General features: G+C 35.9%; 19 protein-coding genes. 10 read left to right on the top strand and 9 right to left on the bottom strand.

The window, feature by feature from the left end; all coding sequences use genetic code 11:
* From GGG_RS0115655 to cysD, 3 genes are all read right to left on the bottom strand, one after another.
* Window positions 1-1,727 (bottom strand): ATP-dependent endonuclease (locus GGG_RS0115655; RefSeq protein ID WP_010116553.1); only part of this gene is annotated, 1,727 nt, incomplete at its 3' end.
* Between the two features lie 97 nt (window positions 1,728-1,824).
* Window positions 1,825-3,438: a sulfate adenylyltransferase subunit CysN gene (gene cysN, locus GGG_RS0115650; RefSeq protein WP_010116551.1), complete on the bottom strand. Its 1,614-nt coding sequence runs from the start codon at window positions 3,436-3,438 to the stop codon at window positions 1,825-1,827.
* Window positions 3,439-3,605: 167 nt separating this feature from the next.
* Window positions 3,606-4,514, bottom strand: coding sequence for a sulfate adenylyltransferase subunit CysD (gene cysD / locus GGG_RS0115645; RefSeq protein WP_029574630.1), 909 nt, complete (start codon window positions 4,512-4,514; stop codon window positions 3,606-3,608).
* Window positions 4,515-4,662: 148 nt separating this feature from the next.
* On the opposite strand from cysD, the gene GGG_RS0115640 reads away from it, so the two are divergent.
* Window positions 4,663-5,106, top strand: coding sequence for a GNAT family N-acetyltransferase (locus tag GGG_RS0115640; RefSeq protein WP_010116547.1), 444 nt, complete (start codon window positions 4,663-4,665; stop codon window positions 5,104-5,106).
* 155 nt (window positions 5,107-5,261) lie between these two features.
* Window positions 5,262-5,705 carry a GNAT family N-acetyltransferase gene (locus GGG_RS0115635; RefSeq protein ID WP_010116545.1) on the top strand — a complete coding sequence of 148 codons (444 nt, stop codon included), beginning with the start codon at window positions 5,262-5,264 and terminating at the stop codon, window positions 5,703-5,705.
* Window positions 5,706-6,184: 479 nt separating this feature from the next.
* Here GGG_RS0115635 and GGG_RS0115630 read toward each other — a convergent pair whose 3' ends face one another.
* Together GGG_RS0115630 and lysS are read right to left on the bottom strand one after the other, a co-directional pair.
* Entirely contained in the window at window positions 6,185-7,657 is a 1,473-nt protein-coding gene (locus tag GGG_RS0115630; RefSeq protein ID WP_010116544.1) for a capsule assembly Wzi family protein, read from the bottom strand.
* 309 nt (window positions 7,658-7,966) lie between these two features.
* Window positions 7,967-9,493, bottom strand: coding sequence for a lysine--tRNA ligase (gene lysS / locus GGG_RS0115625; protein WP_010116543.1), 1,527 nt, complete (start codon window positions 9,491-9,493; stop codon window positions 7,967-7,969).
* 199 nt (window positions 9,494-9,692) lie between these two features.
* On the opposite strand from lysS, the gene GGG_RS0115620 reads away from it, so the two are divergent.
* Window positions 9,693-10,313, top strand: a complete 621-nt coding sequence (locus GGG_RS0115620; protein ID WP_227500506.1) for a hypothetical protein — start codon at window positions 9,693-9,695, stop codon at window positions 10,311-10,313.
* A 91-nt stretch (window positions 10,314-10,404) separates the two neighbouring features.
* Here the strand turns inward: GGG_RS0115620 and GGG_RS0115615 are convergent, their stop codons facing one another.
* The gene (locus tag GGG_RS0115615; protein WP_010116541.1) at window positions 10,405-10,845 is read right to left on the bottom strand and encodes an SRPBCC domain-containing protein; all 441 of its coding nucleotides are present in this window, start codon (window positions 10,843-10,845) and stop codon (window positions 10,405-10,407) included.
* Between the two features lie 313 nt (window positions 10,846-11,158).
* Between GGG_RS0115615 and GGG_RS0115610 the strand changes: the two genes are divergently transcribed.
* A complete protein-coding gene (locus GGG_RS0115610) occupies window positions 11,159-11,662 on the top strand; it encodes a YqiA/YcfP family alpha/beta fold hydrolase (RefSeq protein ID WP_010116539.1) in 504 nt (167 codons plus the stop codon).
* 108 nt (window positions 11,663-11,770) lie between these two features.
* On the opposite strand, the gene GGG_RS0115605 is transcribed toward GGG_RS0115610, so the two are convergent.
* On the bottom strand, window positions 11,771-12,307 hold the full coding sequence (locus tag GGG_RS0115605; protein WP_010116536.1) for an adenine phosphoribosyltransferase: 537 nt from the start codon (window positions 12,305-12,307) through the stop codon (window positions 11,771-11,773).
* 523 nt (window positions 12,308-12,830) lie between these two features.
* On the opposite strand from GGG_RS0115605, the gene rubA reads away from it, so the two are divergent.
* The 4 genes from rubA to oxyR all read left to right on the top strand — a co-directional run bounded on the left by rubA (window position 12,831) and on the right by oxyR (window position 16,335).
* Entirely contained in the window at window positions 12,831-12,995 is a 165-nt protein-coding gene (gene rubA, locus GGG_RS0115595; RefSeq protein WP_010116534.1) for a rubredoxin RubA, read from the top strand.
* Between the two features lie 228 nt (window positions 12,996-13,223).
* Window positions 13,224-14,414 carry an NAD(P)/FAD-dependent oxidoreductase gene (locus GGG_RS0115590; RefSeq protein ID WP_010116533.1) on the top strand — a complete coding sequence of 397 codons (1,191 nt, stop codon included), beginning with the start codon at window positions 13,224-13,226 and terminating at the stop codon, window positions 14,412-14,414.
* A 63-nt stretch (window positions 14,415-14,477) separates the two neighbouring features.
* A complete protein-coding gene (gene estB / locus GGG_RS0115585) occupies window positions 14,478-15,416 on the top strand; it encodes an esterase EstB (protein ID WP_010116531.1) in 939 nt (312 codons plus the stop codon).
* A 13-nt stretch (window positions 15,417-15,429) separates the two neighbouring features.
* Window positions 15,430-16,335 carry a LysR family transcriptional regulator OxyR gene (gene oxyR / locus GGG_RS0115580; protein WP_010116529.1) on the top strand — a complete coding sequence of 302 codons (906 nt, stop codon included), beginning with the start codon at window positions 15,430-15,432 and terminating at the stop codon, window positions 16,333-16,335.
* Between the two features lie 439 nt (window positions 16,336-16,774).
* Here the strand turns inward: oxyR and ppk1 are convergent, their stop codons facing one another.
* Together ppk1 and mtgA are read right to left on the bottom strand one after the other, a co-directional pair.
* Window positions 16,775-18,853 carry a polyphosphate kinase 1 gene (gene ppk1 / locus GGG_RS0115575; RefSeq protein WP_010116527.1) on the bottom strand — a complete coding sequence of 693 codons (2,079 nt, stop codon included), beginning with the start codon at window positions 18,851-18,853 and terminating at the stop codon, window positions 16,775-16,777.
* Window positions 18,854-18,981: 128 nt separating this feature from the next.
* Complete coding sequence (gene mtgA, locus GGG_RS0115570) at window positions 18,982-19,656, bottom strand: monofunctional biosynthetic peptidoglycan transglycosylase (protein WP_010116525.1); 675 nt, start codon at window positions 19,654-19,656, stop codon at window positions 18,982-18,984.
* Between the two features lie 74 nt (window positions 19,657-19,730).
* Here mtgA and GGG_RS0115565 point away from each other — a divergent pair, with 74 nt between their 5' ends.
* Complete coding sequence (locus GGG_RS0115565) at window positions 19,731-20,543, top strand: rhomboid family intramembrane serine protease (RefSeq protein ID WP_010116524.1); 813 nt, start codon at window positions 19,731-19,733, stop codon at window positions 20,541-20,543.
* A gap of 316 nt (window positions 20,544-20,859) precedes the next feature.
* The coding region (locus tag GGG_RS0115550; RefSeq protein WP_010116522.1) for a transposase at window positions 20,860-21,292 on the top strand (433 nt) is incomplete at its 3' end.

Genomic DNA, 21,292 nt, shown 5'->3' with positions numbered 1-21,292 from the left:
AAGCATGACTTAACCCTCTGTAAGAATTCAAATCTATGATCTTGAAATATTTCTGAGAATAATCTTTCATTTTCGTTGAGAAATAGGAACATATTGTGCCATTTCTTATCTTGAAGCTCAGCCTTCAATTCATTTAAACTAATAGAGTGATCATTTAAAAGACAAGTATTAATACCTGCATTGTCAAGTGCATTTACAAGATCATTTTCTAAATCTATTTCAGCAAGAAAAATATCATTTTCTATTTTTAAGTTTTGAATAAGTGGTTCATAATGAGAATAAACGGCAAGTTTCTTTTTATTTAAAATACTTTCAGAGTCACTCTTATTCCCCTTAAATTCTTCAGGTATTTCGCCAACTAACTGTCGATCTATAATTCTCAAACAACGTTTTAATCCATAAAGATCATTACGATAAATATCATTATCGGTACGAACAACTATACTAATTCCTAATTTTCTCAGTAACATTCTGTAGGGCTTAAAATTTGTTCCTAAAACAGGTAAAACATATAATTTTTGTAATTGATTTTTAGTTAAAACTTTCTTAAAAATTGCATCACATAATAGCTTTTCAGAATAACCTTCTACTAAAAGTACACAATCAGCAAAGTATCCCGGCGAATTCAAACTTTCAGCATACATTTTTTTTAATTCACTATATTCTTTACTAATTTGAGCGGATTTACTAATAGTTCTTTTTAATGCTATATTTTCTTGTCGATATAATCTAATTAAATTACAATCGGTATTTATATGATATAAAAGTTCAGAAGAATGGCTAGAACAAAAAATATACTTTATGCCTTTCTCTTCAAATAATGTTCTAGATATATCAATTTGTGCACTTAGATATAAATGATTCTCAGGCTCTTCAAGAATTAATATTGGTATTTTCTTTTTAGTCTCTTTTTCTAAAAAATAATGTAACATTGCATACATAATTTTTTTCTGCCTACCATCACCAGAAGCAGGATATAAATATTCATAGTCTGTTTCAACAGTATAAATTTTTAATTGTTTATATAAATCATCAACAACAGATTGTGATGTAATTTTGACCTGATATGTTTCATCAAAAATTTTTAAATTATTATTAATTTCTATTTCTATTTTCTCTACTGAAGTAAGCCTTTGAATCTGATTATTAATTTTTTGAAACCCTAGCTCTATATCTTTTTTAATATCTACATCATCTTCCGTTAATTCAAAATCTTTTAAAATTTCCTTTCTTATGTCATTAAAAACTTTCGATGTTTCAACGTGAGATGGTATGTAAACTACACTAAATACATCATCCAAAGTTAAGAAATTTACTCCTTTACTTTGTATCTCTTTAAGATTTTTAGAATCATCGCCCCAAAAAAACTGTTTTAATACTCCTTCCACTTTTGTATTTTTTATAATTAGTTTAATATAAAATGAGTTGGAATGTTCAAGCGTAATAGCCTCTTTGGCTTTTGCTCTCAATTTTTCTATGTCTGAATTTTTACACTCCAAGATATCTAAACCAACTATTATTTCAATAGGGATATGTACATTTTTTTCATGAAAATCAGTACTATGAACTTCTTCTAGTCTTATTTTTTTATCAAAAACCATCCTTAATGCATGTAACAAATTGCTTTTACCAGCATCATTCATTCCTAAAATAATATTTTTATCTTTTAATTCAATATCAATATGTTCAAAATTTCTAAAATTTTTAAGAATCAAATTTTTAAACATAAAATCATTCGCGATCTAATTTACAATATTATTATTCTGATCTATATTTTTTTCAACAAAAAAACCCGCCTCTCGGCGGGTTTTTCAATCCAATCTCTTACAGACGAACCAATTCCACGATTTTCTCAGCCAATTCATCAACAGCATCTTGTGCAAATACAACATCTGCACCCTGTTCAGCATCGGTAATCACCACGATACCCGTCTGACGAAGTAAGGCAACTTGCTCAGCAGACAAACCTGCTTTGGCAATCGCAACTACACCCTGTTGAATCAACAGACTTTCAAGCGCTTGAGCATTTTCAAGTGCTTGAGCAGACACAGCCACTACAGCAGGTTTTTGACCTAAACGTGCAGCACGATCTTCAGCAGTGACAGGTTCATTATGTGCAGTCCATTCAACTGCAGCTTCAACCATACCTGCGCCAACAGTGACATTGCTTAAACGATCGATAAAAATAAATGAACCTGTATAACGACTGTCTTGATAACGGTCAAATACCACAGGCGCATCGAACTCAACATCAATATCCGCAATCGCATTCAACTCAAGTTGATCTACTTGAGTATGCTCAAGTGTATTCACATTGGTACGATAGTTGATTTTAGATACTTTCGCAGGAATAGTCTGAGTACCAATCTTGATGTTATATAACTTACCAATCACCAAAGGCTGGTCGGTCATCCACACCACAGAAGCACGTACAGAACGAGACAATAACGGTTGTTCGTCTGCTTTAACCAAGACATTACCACGTGAAATATCAATCTCATCGTTTAGTGTCAAAGTCACAGCTTGACCTGCAATCGCATGTTCAAGATTGCCATCAAAAGTCACAATTTCTTTAACTGTCGATTTCTTGCCTGATGGTAAAGCCACGATTTCATCGCCAACTTTAACTTCACCTAGAGCAATCGTTCCACAGAAACCACGGAAATCAAGGTTGGGACGGTTAACATATTGCACAGGGAAACGGAATTCATGCGCACTGGTATCACGTGTAATTTCAACCGTTTCTAAGGTATTCATCAACGTTTTGCCTGTGTACCAAGGCGTGTTTGGAGATGGATTAACCACGTTATCACCATTTAACGCAGAAATCGGCGTAAAGATGATATTTGCAGGTTTACGATCCCCCAACTGATTGATGAAATGATTATATTCCGCTTGGATTTCGTTAAAACGAGCTTCTGAAAACTCAACCAAATCCATTTTGTTAATCGCAACAACAATATTGCGAATACCCAAAAGGCTTGCAATAAAGGTATGACGACGAGTCTGAGTTTGTACACCATAACGTGCATCAATCAGGATAATTGCTAAATCAGCAGTTGATGCACCTGTTGCCATGTTACGGGTATATTGTTCATGCCCAGGTGTATCTGCAATGATGAACTTACGTTTTTCAGTTGAGAAATAACGATAAGCCACATCAATAGTAATCCCCTGTTCACGCTCAGCTTGTAGACCATCAACCAGTAATGCTAAATCTGGTGCATCACCTGTCGTACCTACTTTCTTCGAGTCACGAGTAACTGCTTGCAACTGATCTTCATAAATTAATTTTGAATCGTAAAGCAAACGACCGATTAATGTTGATTTACCATCATCCACATTACCGCATGTTAGAAAGCGTAAAAGGTCTTTATTTTCATGCTGTTTTAAATATGCCAAGATGTCTTGGCTAATTAACTCTGATTGATGAGACATTGCTCAAAACTCCACAAATTCGTTGAAATCGGTTTTTAATCTCTTTAATCCCTCTAAATCTCCCTTTGTTAAGGGAGACTTTGTCCTTTAATTAAAAAGGGCTTTGTCTCCGTTCTGACTTAGGAGTTTCCCCCCTCTTTCTCAAAGAGGGGGTTAGGGGGAGATTCTTAGAAATAACCTTCTTGCTTTTTCTTTTCCATCGAGCCAGCTTCGTCATGGTCAATCATACGACCTTGACGCTCTGAACTGGTGGCTAAAAGCATTTCTTGGATAATTTCAGGCAATGTAGTTGCAGTAGATTCCACCGCACCTGTCAATGGATAACAGCCTAAAGTACGGAAACGTACCGATTTCATTTGCGGAACTTCGCCTTCTTTTAAGCGCATACGCTCATCATCGACCATGATCAGTGTACCGCTACGCTCAACCACTGGACGCTCAGCAGCTAAATATAAAGGAACCAAAGGAATACTTTCTTGGTAGATATATTGCCAAATGTCTAACTCAGTCCAGTTTGACAATGGGAATACACGAATACTTTCGCCTTTATTCACTTTACCATTATAAAGATTCCAAAGCTCAGGACGTTGGTTTTTAGGATCCCAACGGTGTTTAGAATCACGGAAAGAATAAACACGCTCTTTGGCACGTGATTTTTCTTCATCACGACGTGCACCACCAAATGCAGCATCAAACTGATACTTATCCAAAGCTTGTTTTAAGCCTTGAGTTTTCATGATGTCAGTATATTTAGAGCTACCATAGTCGAATGGGTTTACACCTGCATCACGACCTTCTTTGTTTTGATGGACGATTAAATCAAAACCATGTTCTTTTGCCATGTTGTCACGGAAAGTGATCATGTCTTTAAACTTCCAACCTGTGTCGACATGCAACAGTGGGAAAGGAAGTTTTGCAGGATAGAATGCTTTTAAAGCAAGATGCAGCATCACTGCTGAGTCTTTCCCGATAGAGTAAAGCATCACTGGATTTTCAAATTCAGCAGCAACTTCACGGATAATATGAATACTCTCAGCCTCAAGCTGTTTTAGATGAGTAAGTCTTTCCTCAGATATAGACATTGACAGCACCAGCTCACAAAAAAGTGTACTTATTACACATATTAAAATTTATATTCATTATAGTGATTTACACTGCAATTCTTTTGCTTGTTTTTTTATATTGATATATAAAAACATCATAAACAAAAATCTAGAGTTTGTAATGAGTACACAAATTTTCGCATTAGAAGAAATTAATTTTGAACAATGGCTTCCACTTTGGCAAAGCTACTTAACTTTTTATAAAACACAATTGAGCGATGAACAAATCAGATTATCTTGGAAGCGAATCACAAATCCAGAACAAGCAGATATATTTGGTTTTGCAATAAAAATTGATGAGAATGTGGTTGGATTTGCTCATTTAAATTCTCATATAAGTACTTGGACAGCTTTGCCTTATTGTTATTTACAAGATTTGTATGTAGATGAAGCATTTAGAAATCAAGGTTTAGCTCGAAAGCTGATTGAGCATTGCTATGAATTTTGTTCTGGAAAATTTGATTGCGTTTATTGGCTAACCCACGAAACGAATATCACCGCACAACACCTCTATGATCAGGTAGCAAATAAAACTGGGAATATTCACTACAAGAAAACTTTATAATCATATTATAAAATATGATCTTAGCTATTGAGTAATAGAAAAAGCGTATGCCTGCAATTAAAAAATTAACCGTATAATAGTGATTTACACTACAATTCTTTTACTTGTTTTTTATACTGAAATAAAAACATCCTAAATAAAATCTAGAGTCCATAATGAAAATACAAATTATCGCATTAGAAGAAATTAATTTTGAACAATGGCTTCCACTTTGGCAAGGCTACTTAACTTTCTATAAATCACAATTGAGCGATGAACAAATCAGATTATCTTGGAAGCGAATCACAAATCCTGAGCAAATAGACATGTTTGGTTTTGCTATCCAAATTGATGGAAATGTCGTTGGATTTGTTCATTTAATCTCACATATGAGTATGTGGGTAGATTTGCCTTATTGTTATTTACAAGATTTGTATGTAGATGAAGCATTTAGAAATCTAGGCTTAGCTCGAAAGCTCATTGAGCATTGCTATCAAGTTTGCACTGGAAAATTTGATCGTGTTTATTGGCTAACGCAAGAATCTAATCATATTGCACAACAACTTTATGACCGTATTGCTAGTAAAACAGGATTTATTCAATATAAACAATCATTATGAATATTAGAATCAAAATCCAAACCTACAAATGGATTAAATTGTAGGCAAAAAAAAGCTTACTCTCTCAAGTAAGCGATCAATTGCACACAAAGTACAAATGGAGGTCTTGTACTTAAAGTTGGAGTACCCTTCTTTATTCTAATTAAAGTCGTACTAAAGAAGTTGTTTAATCATAATTAAAAAAATGACTCAAGAATATCCCTAGAATTGGGTATTTTTTTATAAAAAATTTACTTTAGAATAGAAGTAATTTTTCTTAATTTTATAGAACTCCATATTCAAAAAATAAATTTCACCCATAAAAAAAGACTTATCTTGTTCAAATAAGTCTATAAAAGTTCAAAGCAAGACTTGTAAAAACAACTCAAACTTTGAGGGTAGGAATAACTTCTTTAACTAAGGTTTATTAAAGAAGTCAATTCATCCTAAGATTTCAACAACATACTGTACATACCTATAATTAAGTATTTTCTGTTTGCTTAATAACCAATGAGTGATTTATCCAAAGGAATTTCTACACCTACAGAAACACCACCATCATTTCCATGTACATCAGAATCACTCACCCAACCATTAATTTTTAATGGAATAGTTGGTTTAATATAATGTGTCCAAGTGATATCAAGGGCTTTTATTTTATCTTTTTCAGGGAATGCTAAGTTAATTTGATCATCACCAAATAAACTTGCTGATTCGTTCACTTTAGCGTACATGGCACGACCAGATAAACGATTCATCACATCAAAGCGAATGTCACCGCCGACTGAAACCATTTCGCCATCACCACCCATTGCATGCCCAAGTGGGAAGCCATGTTGGTAATAACCATCTTTATAAACATGATGATTGTATGAAATACCTTTGGCATCACCATTGGTTGTAGTATCAGCCCATTCTGCATAAAGTTGGTATGGTAGGTTTTTAAAGCTTGAAGAATAATCTACACCAGCCAAATACATTTTTTTTGCAGGTAATAAACCTGCTTCATCTTCACCAATATATTGTCCATAGAAACTTACTGGAACATTCAGTAATTGCTGTAGATTTAAACGTGCATCAAAACCTGCCAATTGGTTTGAAGCATTACCTTCACCAGTACATGAGCTATCATTACATTCATTGTCTTTACCAATAAATGCATTCCAATATGCTCTAAAACTTCCAGGTTGACCTTCACCATCAATTTGAGAAATACGTGATGCGCCCAACTCTAAATATGGAAGTGGCTGTGCAGTTAAACGTAATCCAAATAATCGAGCGTCAGGCACTGCCGTATAATCATCCAATTGACCACCAAAAGCTTGATATTGCCAAGGGCCAATCCAAGATAACCATGGTGTTTCAAAAGCTTTTTGCTCAGCACGTTGTACAGTGAATCCATAGACAGGACGACTCGCATCACCACGGATCAAGCTACCATCATGTCCAGGTCCCCAATAGGTTGGAATTTGACCTGCAATCACCCATTGATTCCATAACTTTCCTGCGATGTACGAACCTTCGACATTTACATCATGACCATTGTCGATTAAAGGATCTTTTTCACCATTCACACGAAGCTTAGCATCCCAATTTGCGCCACCCGCATTGAACTCTAAAGTGCCAACATATTGCGCTTTGGTATCATCACCAAATGCTTGCGGTATATTTTTTTGATCAGACTCTGCGAACAAACCTAATTTTGCTGTTTGATTATCTGTTTTCAATGCATTTTGAATAGAATCAATAACTTTTTGTTGTGTGTTATTTGAAACTTGAGCTTGAGATAACGCACGTTGAATTTCATCTCCACTCATTGGCCAAGTCGATGTGCTGATTTGAATCACACCTTGCTGATTTAACCAATTTAAATCTGTACGAATATCTTCATTATTGAGCACAATACCTTGTGCAAAGACTGGTAAAGACATTCCAAATAATACAGCGGCGTAAAGTGATTTTTTTAAATACATGCGCACTTCTTTCTCAAATATAATTTACGGTGACACATTAATTTCTTTGAGCGAATTTTGCAATGATGAAATTGTGTTCTTGTCCCCTTCAGCACGGCTTTGAATGACTGGAATGAGTTTCTTTTTTGCTTTGAATGTTTAAAGAATAAAGCCACTAAGCTAAAGAATGAAAATAATCTGAGGAAGATTACATTGATGAATGACTACCCAATAAATGCAATCAATAAATACATGCAATAAAAAACCGAGTGAACTCATCCACTCGGTTTTTTATGAAAATAGAAAATCTATTTTAAAGGTAGATCACTATTAATTTTTATGACGCATATGTGGGAATAAAATCACATCACGAATACTTGGCGCATTAGCAAATAACATCACCAAACGGTCGATACCGATCCCTTCACCTGCTGTTGGAGGTAAACCATATTCTAAAGCTTCGATAAAGTCTGCATCATAATGCATTGCTTCATCATCACCTGCATCTTTTTCTTTTACTTGCGCTTGGAAACGTTCTGCTTGGTCAATCGGGTCATTTAACTCGGAGAAACCATTAGCCAATTCACGACCACCAATAAAGAACTCAAAACGATCTGTAATATGTGGATTGCTATCATTACGACGTGCCAATGGAGAGGTTTCCGCTGGATATTCAGTAATAAATGTTGGCTGACGAAGCTTGGTTTCAACCGTTTCTTCAAAGACGATGGTTTGAAGCTTACCTAAACCAAAGCCTGGTTTTACTTGCTCTTTCAATTCTTCTTTGACAAATTTTGCCAAGAATTCACGATCAGATACATTTTCAGGTGTGAAGTTTGGGTTATTTTCAAGAATGGCATCGAACATTGAGATTTTCTTATATGGCCCTTTGAAGCTATACACTTCTTCGCCATAAGGTACATCGGTAGAACCTAAGATATCGATTGCCAATTTCTCAAGCATACTTTCAGTTAAAGCCATCAAATCTTTATAGTCAGCATAAGCTTGGTAGAATTCGATCATGGTGAATTCTGGGTTATGACGTGTCGAAACACCTTCATTACGGAAGTTACGGTTGATTTCAAAAACACGCTCAAAACCACCCACAACCAAACGCTTTAAGTAAAGCTCAGGAGCAATACGTAAGAATAATGGCATATCTAATGCATTATGATGTGTTTCAAAAGGACGTGCAGAAGCACCACCCGGAATCACATGCATCATTGGCGTTTCAACTTCCATAAAACGCTCATTGCTTAAATATGAACGAATGCCAGACACCACTTTTGCACGAATTTCAAAAGTTTTACGCGTATCTTCATTCACAATTAAGTCTAAATAACGTTTACGGTATTTCACTTCAGTGTCATTCAAACCATGGAATTTATCTGGAAGTGGGCGCAGTGATTTAGTTAACAATTCAAAATGTTCAATATGAACATAAAGATCACCTTTACCAGAACGACCTAAATAACCTTGAACGGCGATAATGTCACCAAGGTCTAAACCTTTAATTGTTTCAAGTACTTCAGGAGCAAGCTCTTTACGTGCCACATAAAGCTGAATACGACCTGTCATGTCTTGGATCACGATAAATGAACCACGGTTTAACATGACACGACCCGCTACAGAAACATGAATATGTTCACCAGCTTCGATTTCTTCTTTAGATTTTTCAGCAAATTGTTCTTGTAAATCTTGCGCATAGTGCTCACGTTTAAACGTGTTCGGCCATGGGCTAACACCTGTTTGCTTTGCCTGATCTTGTATTTGCTTTAATTTGGCATGACGCTGTGCAATTAAATCGTTTTCGGAAATGTGTTGTTCAGAAGTCGATTGAGCGTTATTTTGCGTCATCTCTGCCTCGATTAAATTAAAAAAACGGAAGTTGCATAGCATAGCAGATTTACAACATAATGCGTATGCATATAACACAACGATCAATGTAAAAAACTAAAAAATCATGAATAAATACTGGCAAGGATTCGCCCAAAGTATCATTTTCGCAAACATTTTATTGTTTTCCGCAGAAAGTTTTGCGGAGAAGCGTATTGTCATGAGCAATACTCGAAAGGATTTACCCACCAAAATTGAAACGACGAATATCAAAAATCAAGGCTATATTTGGCAATTAGAAATCACGCCCAATCAAAATTCACGTCAAGTACATGTTAAATTGATGAATCCAAATCCTGAAAAGCCCATTCTCAATGCAAGAGCATTAGAAATTGCAAGAAAAATAAACTTAGAACAATTACCTCAAGTTGCAAATGATTTTAAGAGTAAATCACTGAATATAGATGAAGAACAAATCGCTTTAACAAAGTATTATTATGGTAAATACATACTGTTTATAAAATTTCCAGAAACAGTGCTGTATGCAGTCAAACCTAATTTTTCACAATTACAAAGCTTATTAGAACCCTTTTGTGCACAAAAAAATGCCAATAAACAGGATATCAATCCAATGGATCAAGCCAATATCAACATTCATGCAAATTTTTCTGTTGATTTGAATGGGAACATTCAAAAGATTAGTTATGCTCCTGCGATCAACAGTAAAATGCGTCCGATTTTAGAGCCTTTATTGAAAAGAATTCGCTTTTATCCTCGCAATGAAAATGGCATACCCAAATCATTTGCGATCGAACAGCCGATTATCATTCAATGTCAATAAGTTGATCTTTTATTTAAACCAAAGACTCGTTGTTAATATGTGCGAATGATGATTCGACAATGAACAATCAATTAACATTCAACAATAATAACTATTTTTCTTCTGCCAACTGCTTGATCACAGCAAAACCTTGCTGAAAACCACGATCCATGATTTCTATATATTGTTCCGATGTTTCCACTTGTGCGGAAAGATGTGTTACGCCATCTACTTCATTTAAAAAATATTGTTCTAAACCACCACACCACTGCTGTGCTTCTTCACTTAAACGATCGACAACACCTTGCTTTAATATCCCTTGTTGCTGAAATATCACTTTTTTAAATTGTTCTAATTCAACGATCGTTGCAAGCATGCCATCACCACTGGCATCTTGAAACAAGGTTTCTCCACCAATTTTCCAGTCAGATTGCATCCGAGAACTGGGTGAAAAAAAGCGTGTCCACTGCGAATACGTATGTGTATCCCACATCACATTCCAAACTTTTTGTGCTGAAGCCTCAATCGTTATTTCATATTGCAGAGTGATCATCATTTCACCTATGAATAAACCTCTATTGATATCGAGCTTAACCTATTAGGTATATTCATTGATTATTTTTTGTTAAAACAACATCAAAATATGTAAATAAAATAAGAATTAAAGATACGATTCAATGTATTAGAATAAGAAAATGCATTCTTAGACCAAAAGCTAAGTTATAAAAATACGCAAGCTAAGTACAATGAACTCAGAACAAAATAGTTGAAATGTAAAGTTTTAACATTTCAAAATTGTGACTATTTCTCTCTTCAGCTTGTGAATAAAGAAGTTTGTAAATAAAGACAGTATGAAAGCGATAACAATGATGAGTAGCCATTCTAAAATTTTATTTTTACATGGACTAGATTCCTCCAAAGAATCAACCAAGTTCCATGCCATAGATGCTGAAAAAAAGTATTGTATAGAAGTCGATTATCGAAACCTGAATTTTAAAACTGTTGAAAATTTCTACCACGACACGATTGAAAAAATTAAACCTGATTTATTGATTGGGCATAGTTTGGGCGGGTATTGGGCACTGAAAATGTCACAGTTTCATCGTATTCCTACCATTATTGCCAATCCAAGTTTAAGCCCTGATTTTCGGACAGATTATCCAGCAATAGATGAGCAAGATTTAGAGCACGACATTCCACAAATCGCCTATATCGAACTGGGTGATGAAATCCTCGATATGTATGCAGCAACTGCGCTACTCGAAATTTATATGCAAATTGACGCTGTTGAAGGTGGACATCACCGTTTGGCACAACCTGAAAATCTAAATCGACTGATTGAATATATGGAACAAACCTTTATTCGGTGAGTGAGCAACTTTTTTAAATAAAAGGATAGAAAAAGCCCCTTATACACTGAATATAAGGGGCTTAAATTCAAAATCTATTTTCAAATAATTGATTAAGTATCAACCATTTTAAGCAACAGCTTGTTCTACAGGTTTAGAATTCTCATCCAAAACAGACCAAACTGTCATACCTAAATCTTGATGTAAATCAGGTAAATCCAAGAAAATACTTGCACCCAACACAGTGTGTTCGCACTTATGCATTAACTGTTTGACTGCTTTTAGCGTTCCGCCTGTTGCCAACACATCATCTACGATAATGACTTTTTGCGGTTCAATACCTGCTGACATTTCCAAACGGTCTAAACCATACTCTAAGCTATAGCCTACACCGACCACAGGTGGTGGCAACTTGCCTGCTTTACGTACCAATAATAAGCCTTTGCCTGTACGTTGTGCCAATAAACTCGCCAAAACAAAACCACGTGCTTCAACGGCAACAAAGCTTTCTACTTCAGCCAATTGCTCTGCTGGGATTTTTGCGATCAATGCTTCAGTTAATTCAACAAGATTGTTCATAAACAAAGGCGTTAAATCATAAAAACAAATTCCTGGTTTTGGGAAATCTTGGACAGTACGAATACTTGACCACAATAAAGTAGACATTTTCATAATTGAGGGAGATTGGAAGAGATAAGGAATATGTGAATTTTAACGCTTTTTTAGCTCAAAAAACAGCAAATGTCTCAACAAAGAATGAATGCATTCATTTAACCTATTGAAATTATTATGTACATTTTTAGATAAAATAATGGGTATGTTATTCGCTAATTCTATCCTTATTATTTTCAATACAATTTTGATTGAGATGAATACTTCAAATATGTTTAAAATCAAACCAGTTAACATTATTGATAAACCTGTTAAAATCTAAAAATGGGCCATAGATAAAAATTGTTAGACAATTATTTTAAAAATTAGCCCAAACAACACAGCTTTTGTCCTTCTGAGCCATTCAGCTTTACGTTTAGTAAGATAAACTCCGATATTTACTTTACTTTAGACACAGAACTGCGTAAAAATTTAGAAAAATATGTACACCTATGAATTGCATATTATTTGAGTCAAGCAGTAGATGGAATTTTACTGACAGAATAAACAAATTACCTGTCAGATATCGGAGAGTCAGATGAAAAAATATCAGTGCATCGTTTGTGGTTGGATCTATGACGAAGCAGCAGGTTGGCCACAAGATGGCATCGCAGCAGGAACCAAATGGGAAGACATCCCAGATGATTGGACTTGTCCAGATTGTGGCGTTTCTAAGGCCGATTTTGAAATGATAGAAGTCTAAGAATGAAGTAAAGGCCATGTAAACATGGTCTTTTTTACGAATAATTTAAAATTCATTTTTAGTGAACCTTATGACTTCTTCGTTTCGAATAGTTCATTTCGAATAAATTGAACAGCCGATCTCTATCAGATCAATCGCCATTTAATTCTATTTATTGTGTTCTATTTATTATGAATATGAAGCGAAGCAGTCGACCATAATGATTACTCAATCCGCATGGAGAAAAATATGCAACCGATCATCATCATAGGCTCTGGCATGGCAGGTTATACCCTCGCAAGAGAATTTCGTAAATTAGACGCTGAACAAGAGTTGGTGATGATTTGCGCAGATGATGCGGTGAATTATGCTAAACCGACTTTATCCAACGCTTTGGTTGGAAAAAAAGCACCTGAACAAATTGGTTTAGGCGATGCGGAAAAAATGAGTACGCAATTGAATATGCGTATTGAAAAAGACACTTGGGTTAAATCAATTGATGCAAATCAGCATCAACTGCTAATAGAGAAACAAGGTCAAACTTCAACACAAGGTTATTCAAAACTCATCCTTGCTGTCGGTGCAAATCCAATTCGTTTAGCTATTGCTGGGGACGGCAGTGACGATATTCACGTCGTAAACTCGCTGATGGACTATCGTGCATTTCGAGATACTTTGGACAATTGCAGCACCGGTGAATGTGAGGATAAACGTGTTGTTATCCTCGGTGCAGGCTTAATCGGTTGTGAATTTGCCAATGATTTACAAAATACAGGCCATCAAGTGACGGTTATTGATTTAGCACCACAGCCTTTAGGTCGTTTATTACCGAACCATGTTGCTCAAGCATTTCAAGAAAATCTTGAAGAATCAGGGATCAAATTTGCACTCGGTACAACTGTTGAAAAAGTGTCTAAATCTGATCGTGGTTATATTGTGTCACTTGCAAATGGTCAGTCTCTACTGGCAGATGTGGTTCTATCTGCAATTGGTTTGCAACCGAACACTGCATTGGCAAAAGATGCAGACATCAAAACCAGTCGTGGCGTGATTACCAATACTTTATTGGAAACCAATCAAACTGATATTTTTGCAATTGGGGATTGTGCAGAGGTCAATGGAACTTTATTGCCATTTGTGATGCCAATCATGCAACAAGCTAGAGCTTTAGCAAAAACATTAAGTGGTCAAACCACCAATGTGCATTACCCTGCTATGCCTGTTGCAGTAAAAACACCTGCTGCACCACTTACCGTTCTTCCTGCGCCAATGGATGTTGAAGTGACTTGGGAAAATGAAGAGTTTGATGATGGTATGTTGTCTAAAGCAATTGATGGCGAAGGTACACTTCGTGGCTTCGTGTTATTGGGTGCAACTGCAGCTAAACAACGTTTAACGTTGACAAAACTCGTTCCTGACTTGATTCCTGCATCAGTTTAAGGTTTAAATAAGAAGGATTGTTTTTTAAACAAAAAATAATCCTTCTTTGATAGGAAAATAACAATGAATAGCGCACTTCAATTTCAAAACTCACCGTATACATCCTTTATGCAAGAGTCTACGGTGGATTTAGGTAACGGTATTCAATTACATATTGAAGTTGGCGGTAACCCAAATCATCCTACAGTGATCTTGATTATGGGATTGGGTGCGCAAATGTTGTTTTGGCCAGATTTCTTTTGTAAATCTCTGATTGATCAAGGTTTCCGTGTTATCCGTTTTGACAATCGTGATATTGGTCTATCTTCTAAAGTAAGACACAAAGGTCCTCGTCTCAATGCAGTTAAATTGATGGGTCGTTTTGCACTGGGTTTACCTAACGATGGTGCGCCATATAACCTTTATGATATGGCAGATGATGTAGCGCTGTTGATTGATCGTTTAGGAATAGAAAAAGCCCATATTCTCGGTGCTTCAATGGGTGGCATGATTTCTCAAATTTTAGCAGCGAAATATCCTGAAAAAATTGAAAAAGTCGGTTTATTGTTTACCAGTAATAATCAACCGCTGTTACCACCGCCCTTTCCAAAACAATTATTTAGCTTGATTGGTAAACCTGAATCACGTGATGAAGACGGTATTGTCAATCATTCACTCAAGGTATTTCGTCTGATTGGTTCGCCTGGTTATATCAACCAAGTCGATGCAATTCAAACCGCCCGTAAATTATATCGACGTAGTTATCATCCAGCGGGTGTACTTCAACAGTTTTTAGCAATATTATGTACGGGTTCCTTACTTAAATTGGATAAGCAAATCGAAAAACCAACATTAGTATTACATGGTTCTAAAGATCGCTTATTACCTCCAAGTCATGGTAAGGCAGTAGCAAAAGCTATTTCAGGTGCTAAATTTGAATTAATTGAAGGAATGGGGCATGATATGCCACCGCATTTTATTCCTCAAATTAGCGGGTTATTTGCACATCATTTTAAATCATAAGCATTAGGACACTATGGCTGCATTACCATCCCTAAGACAACTGTCATATTTAGTGACATTGTCTGAGACGTTGCACTTTACTGAAGCAGCGCGCCGTTCGTTTGTAACTCAGTCCACTTTATCGGGTGGAATCATGGAGTTAGAACGTTTATTGGGTGGCGTACTCGTTGAACGTGATCGCCAAAATGTACGTTTAACTCCGTTAGGCGAACAAGTTGTTGCCCGAGCCCGTGTTCTACTCGCCGATGCACAAGACTTAATGCGCTTAAGTCGTGAAATGAGTGAACCTTTAACTGGTGATTTACATCTGGGCATTATCCCGACGATTGCGCCGTTTCTTTTATCCAAACTCTTGGAAGAAGTGCATAAACAATTACCTAAAATTCAATTACATTTACACGAAGCGCAGAGTGAAAAAATTGTAGAGAAGTTAGAGCACGGTAATCTGGATATGATTATGCTTGCACTTCCTTTCGATACTCGTGGCTTGAAAGTTGCTGAAATTGCAAAAGAACGTTTATTTTTAGTTTGCAATAAAGCAGATCAAAATGCAGTGAATGCAAGAAGCTTAGATGATCTTGATTTATCGCATTTAATGTTACTTGAAGAAGGACATTGCCTACGTGATCATACTTTAAGTGTTTGTCCAATTGGTGAACGCAAAAATGATCATCGTTTAAAAGCAAGTTCTTTACCTACACTAGTAGAAATGGTGAGCTCTAACTTAGGTTATACCTTACTTCCTGAAATTGCTTTGCATGCACACATGCTCAAAAGCAACGATCAGCTTGTGATTAAATCTATTGAAAATGCACCAACACGCACATTGGCTTTAGTGACACGTAAAAGTACACCACTACAAAGTGAATTTGATGTATTGGTACAAATTCTACAAAAAATCACTGCTAATTTAAGTTAAAAGCAGTCAGCTATTTCAATAAAAAAGGAGTCATCATTGACTCCTTTTTTAATTTTATCAAAGACTTAAATTAAAGAATTGATAATAAAAATTTAGGGTAGTATTTATTTAACGTCAGTTCGGGATAGAGTTTGATGTAAGTTATTGAAAAGATAGATCAGACACAGCGGAGTCTTACCGTTTAAAAGTCAAATGTAAGGATTAATCCACTTCGTCTTGCACTTCGCTTGAAATATATTTCAATCTTGTTCAGGTTCGACCTACTTTTCTTTCGGGAAAAGTAGGCAAAACCATTTGTCAGTCGCCAACTCGACAGATACCATCAAGTACCTAATATATCGCAAAAACAGTATATTACAGATGTAGCCCTGCCTCAAACAATGCGACTGACATTTCCGCGTATCATATAGCTGGGAACATATCTTATCCCGAACTCAGGTTATTTAAAATATTCAATCAAAGTTTGTTGTGCATTGTGTGGAACTTCACCCTCTTTTAACTGAGCACGTACCCAAGTTCCATCCCCCTGAAGCAACCAAGCTTGGGTATTATCTTTTAAATAATTCACCAAACCTTGCTGATAAATACGTTTCTTCAAGGCTGGATCTTCAATCGGGAAGCAAACTTCCACACGATTAAATAAATTACGATCCATCCAGTCCGCACTTGAGCAGTAGATACGTGAATTACCATTATTCCCAAAATAATAAACACGCGTATGTTCTAGGAAACGCCCAACAATCGAACGTACACGGATATTTTCAGAAAGATTAGGTAAACCTGGACGCAAACAGCAAATTGAACGAATAATTAAATCAATTTGTACGCCAGCTTGTGATGCTTCATACAATTTATTGATCAATTGAACTTCGCTCAATGCATTCACTTTGACAATAATTTGTGCTGGCTTCCCTGCTTTCGCATTGGCAATTTCATCATCAATAAAAGAAATGAGCTGCGCATGTAAGGTAAACGGTGCATGTAGAAGCTTTTTCAACTTCGCCATTTTCCCCATACCTGTAAGCTCTTGGAAAATACGATGTACGTCTTCACACAGCTCTTTATCTGTGGTCAATAAGCCATAGTCAGTATAAATACGTGCATTGGTCGCGTGATAATTACCTGTCCCTAAATGCACATAACGGACTAATTTATTGTTTTCACGGCGAACCACTAAAATCATTTTGGCATGGGTTTTATAACCAACAATACCATAAACCACTACTGCCCCTGCTTCCTGTAAAACATTGGCAACGGCAATATTTGATTCTTCATCAAAACGTGCCCGCAACTCAATCACAGCAGTGACTTCTTTACCGTTACGTGCTGCTTCTGCGAGAACCTGAACGATTTCTGAATCTGCACCACTACGATAAAGTGTTTGTTTAATTGCTAACACTTGAGGATCACGGGCTGCTTCACGCAGTAAATTAATCACAGGTGCAAAAGATTCAAATGGATGATGTAACAGAATGTCTTGCTTCTGCATTGCAGAAAAAATATTTTCAGACTTCTTTAATACCTTCGGTAATGATGGTACATGTGAATCATAACGCATGTGCGGACGTTTAAAGTTGGACACTAAACGTGCCAAATTCACAGGTCCATCCACTTTATAAAGCTGCTCGTGTTCCAAATCAAACTCTTCGAGCAAATATTCATAAATATGCTTTGGACAATTCTCAGTCACTTCTAAACGGACTGCACGACCAAAACGACGTGAGCTCAATTCACCTTTCAATGCTTTCGCTAAATCTTCAACATCTTCATTTAAGGCTAAATCAGCATTACGTGTTACACGGAACTGATAACAACCTGTTGCTGTCATACCGGGGAAAAGATCAGACACGTGTTCATGAATGATTGCAGACAACATCACAAAATGTTCTTTGCCACCTGTTAGTTCATCAGGTAGGCGGACGACACGTGGTAATGAACGTGGTGCAGGAACAACAGCTAAATCGATTTGTCGACCAAACGCATCTTTACCTTCTAAAGTTACAATAAAGTTTAAACTTTTATTCACTAAACGAGGAAATGGGTGCGCTGGATCTAAGCTAATTGGAGTTAAAACAGGTGCAACTTGTTCTTGGAAATATTTTTTAATCCACACTGATTGTGCAGGTGTTAGTTCACCACGACGTAAAAAGCAAATGTCTTCTTCACGCAGTTTAGGAAAAATTTCTTCATTTAAAATACGATATTGACGTTCAATTGCTTCATGTGCTGTTTTAGAAATTTGTTCTAAAACTTGTTTTGGCGTAAGACCATCTGGAGTACGGCTTTCATTCCCCAGTGTTAACTGTTCCATTACCCCTGCAACACGAATTTCAAAAAACTCATCCATATTACGAGAAAAAATCAGTAAGAAATTCATACGTTCAAGTAAGGGATGTAAAGGATCGACAGCTTGTTCTAAAACGCGTAGATGAAAATCTAAAATAGACAATTCACGATTGATATATCGTTCGTTATAAGCATATTCTGTAGGTGTCGTGGTCGCCACTGCGCTGTTCATGCAATAAACCTGCATCAATAAATGTCATAAAAGTAGTATGCTTCAAATTTATGACAATTTCATAAAAAACCACAAAGATTTATGTTTTTCTCTGATCAAAAATGCACATTTTTCTACAAAACAGGAAGCTAATCTGGGATGCGTGTATAACGCATATATTTTAAAACCATACGTTTACGGTACTGTAGCTTTGAATCATCACGATGATCTTGATAATACTTAGGATTGGGCAACAACACTGCTAAAAATGCAGCTTGCTCACGACTCAAACTCTTAGCACTTTTACCAAAATAATATTGTGAAGCAGCCTCAATACCATAGATATGATCTCCAAACTCAACCGAATTCATATAGACTTCTAAAATACGTTGCTTAGTCCACATGCGTTCCATCATGGTTGTGGCAATGGTTTCCTGCCCTTTACGAATAAATGAACGACGATTATAGAAAAACAAATTCTTTGCCAATTGTTGTGAAATCGTTGAACCACCAGCAACTACTTTATCTTTCTTTAAATTGCGTTGTAATGCATCTTCGATACCATCCCAATCAAAACCATGATGATCTATAAATTTCGCATCTTCTGCTGCAACAATGGCATGTTTAAAGTTATCACTGATCTCATCATAATTGCGCCACTGATGTTTAATCGGTTTGAAATCTGATAAATATGTCCAACGCATGAACATTGTGGTTTCGACGTTGTGGGTACGCCAATACACCAAACTTGAGAAAATCCATAGTTGTATGATAATCAAAATACTGATAATAATTAACAAACCACGAACAATAAAAGCTTTCATGTCAGCAGGTTACTCCGAAAATTTTGGCATTTCATGCTAAGCTGAAACTATCTATAAAAAAACACAGAAATCGCATGACTGATTATCAAGAAAACTCATCCTATGCACAACCACCCAATAAAATTGAGAAAATAACCTTATTACTCATTTCCATTAATGTTGGGCTATTTGCGGTACAGGTCTTGTCAGGCGTCAATATTACCGACCCAAGCACTTTAGATGCATTACGTTGGGGAGCTGATTATGCACCTTTAACCTTTTTAGAGGAACCTTATCGCTTATTTAGTAGTATGTTTTTTCACTTTGGTATTCTGCACCTCATGATGAATATGTGGGCTCTCTTTGTATTTGGGAATGTTGCTGAACAAACTTTTGGTCGTGCCTATTATTTAGGTCTTTATATTATTGCTGGGTTAATGGGTAGTTTACTGAGTGGCTATCTCGATATTCGTAATAGTTATGCATTACTACAAAGTTTTGATGTAAAGCTTCTTCCACATGTGTCTGCGGGAGCTTCTGGAGCTGTTATGGGCTTAGGTGGTGCATTGGCAATGCTTTCTCTTTTCCCACCAGTACCGAATCAAAGATTTATTTTAGATAAAAAATCACTTTTAAGTATTCTGGCGATTAACTTGGCTTTTGGTTTCTTTGCGACTGGAATCAATAATGCAGCACATATTGGCGGTATGGTGATGGGTGCAATATTAGCCTTAGCATGGTATATCGCTCAACGTGTGAATGCGGGGCAAATTACAAATATCGTGATTATTTTGTTCGGTATCGGTTTAACTTATACCGTGTATTTGTATTGCCAAAATCTTATTGAGCCGATTACTCCACTTTGGCAAGAAGCAATTTCACAAATGCGCAGTCAGTTGAAGTTTTAGATGGTCTAAAAGAAAATACAATGAAAAATGATATCAGCCAAAATTTGATGGCTGATATTCAAATAATTTTTAAAGAGACATATAAAAGTATGTACGCTCTAAACTTTTGAAATCTTTAGAATAACAACAGGTATAAAAAATCCTTTAAGTTGTATTTGTATATTCAAATATATACCACCAGAAGATATATTCTGCATATATATTAACCTGAGTTCGATATAAAAAAAGAGTAGAAAAAAAGCCTTAGTGTTTGTAACGTATTGGTTCTCAAGACAAAACATTACAACACAAGGCTTTTCTATGCCTTGCGCCATATATGGCTCATACCGAATTATTTTGTATTTTGGATGATTTTTGCAAAATATTTAATGAATCCTTAGAAAAATCTCTAATTTCTGATCAAAATCAATCAACACAAAAATCAGCTTTAAGCCTTTCTGAGGTGATGACAATTGTGATTTTATTTCACCAGTCAGGTTATAGATTCTTTAAATATTTTTATTGTTATATGGTCATTCCTTTCTGGAAACCAGCTTTTCCTAAGCTTCTTAGCTATAACCGTTTTATTGAAATTATGCCCCGTTGTTTACAAGCATTAAGCTGTTTCTTCCATCAAGTCAAAGGAATAGACACAGGTATTAGTATTATTGATTCAACTAAATTAGTGGTTTGTCATAATCTCAGAATTAAAAGACATCGTGTATTTAAAGGCTTGGCAAATCGTGGGAAAAGTAGTACTGGATGGTTTT

The sequence above is a fragment of the Acinetobacter sp. P8-3-8 genome (assembly GCF_000214135.1).
Taxonomy (GTDB): Bacteria; Pseudomonadota; Gammaproteobacteria; order Pseudomonadales; family Moraxellaceae; genus Acinetobacter.
This window is presented reverse-complemented; position numbering and strand designations above follow the sequence as displayed.

What these genes read in the sequence shown, in the direction of transcription:
- GGG_RS0115630 (WP_010116544.1), bottom strand. Translation starts at nt 7,657, where the DNA reads ATGTATTTAAAAAAATCACTTTACGCCGCTGTATTATTTGGAATGTCT.
- GGG_RS0115620 (WP_227500506.1), top strand. Translation starts at nt 9,693, where the DNA reads ATGAGCAATACTCGAAAGGATTTACCCACCAAAATTGAAACGACGAAT.
- GGG_RS0115615 (WP_010116541.1), bottom strand. Translation starts at nt 10,845, where the DNA reads ATGATCACTCTGCAATATGAAATAACGATTGAGGCTTCAGCACAAAAA.
- mtgA (WP_010116525.1), bottom strand. Translation starts at nt 19,656, where the DNA reads ATGAAAGCTTTTATTGTTCGTGGTTTGTTAATTATTATCAGTATTTTG.
- GGG_RS0115590 (WP_010116533.1), top strand. Translation starts at nt 13,224, where the DNA reads ATGCAACCGATCATCATCATAGGCTCTGGCATGGCAGGTTATACCCTC.
- GGG_RS0115605 (WP_010116536.1), bottom strand. Translation starts at nt 12,307, where the DNA reads ATGTCTACTTTATTGTGGTCAAGTATTCGTACTGTCCAAGATTTCCCA.
- estB (WP_010116531.1), top strand. Translation starts at nt 14,478, where the DNA reads ATGAATAGCGCACTTCAATTTCAAAACTCACCGTATACATCCTTTATG.
- GGG_RS0115565 (WP_010116524.1), top strand. Translation starts at nt 19,731, where the DNA reads ATGACTGATTATCAAGAAAACTCATCCTATGCACAACCACCCAATAAA.
- cysN (WP_010116551.1), bottom strand. Translation starts at nt 3,438, where the DNA reads ATGTCTCATCAATCAGAGTTAATTAGCCAAGACATCTTGGCATATTTA.
- ppk1 (WP_010116527.1), bottom strand. Translation starts at nt 18,853, where the DNA reads ATGAACAGCGCAGTGGCGACCACGACACCTACAGAATATGCTTATAAC.
- GGG_RS0115610 (WP_010116539.1), top strand. Translation starts at nt 11,159, where the DNA reads ATGATGAGTAGCCATTCTAAAATTTTATTTTTACATGGACTAGATTCC.
- GGG_RS0115640 (WP_010116547.1), top strand. Translation starts at nt 4,663, where the DNA reads ATGAGTACACAAATTTTCGCATTAGAAGAAATTAATTTTGAACAATGG.
- GGG_RS0115635 (WP_010116545.1), top strand. Translation starts at nt 5,262, where the DNA reads ATGAAAATACAAATTATCGCATTAGAAGAAATTAATTTTGAACAATGG.
- lysS (WP_010116543.1), bottom strand. Translation starts at nt 9,493, where the DNA reads ATGACGCAAAATAACGCTCAATCGACTTCTGAACAACACATTTCCGAA.
- oxyR (WP_010116529.1), top strand. Translation starts at nt 15,430, where the DNA reads ATGGCTGCATTACCATCCCTAAGACAACTGTCATATTTAGTGACATTG.
- rubA (WP_010116534.1), top strand. Translation starts at nt 12,831, where the DNA reads ATGAAAAAATATCAGTGCATCGTTTGTGGTTGGATCTATGACGAAGCA.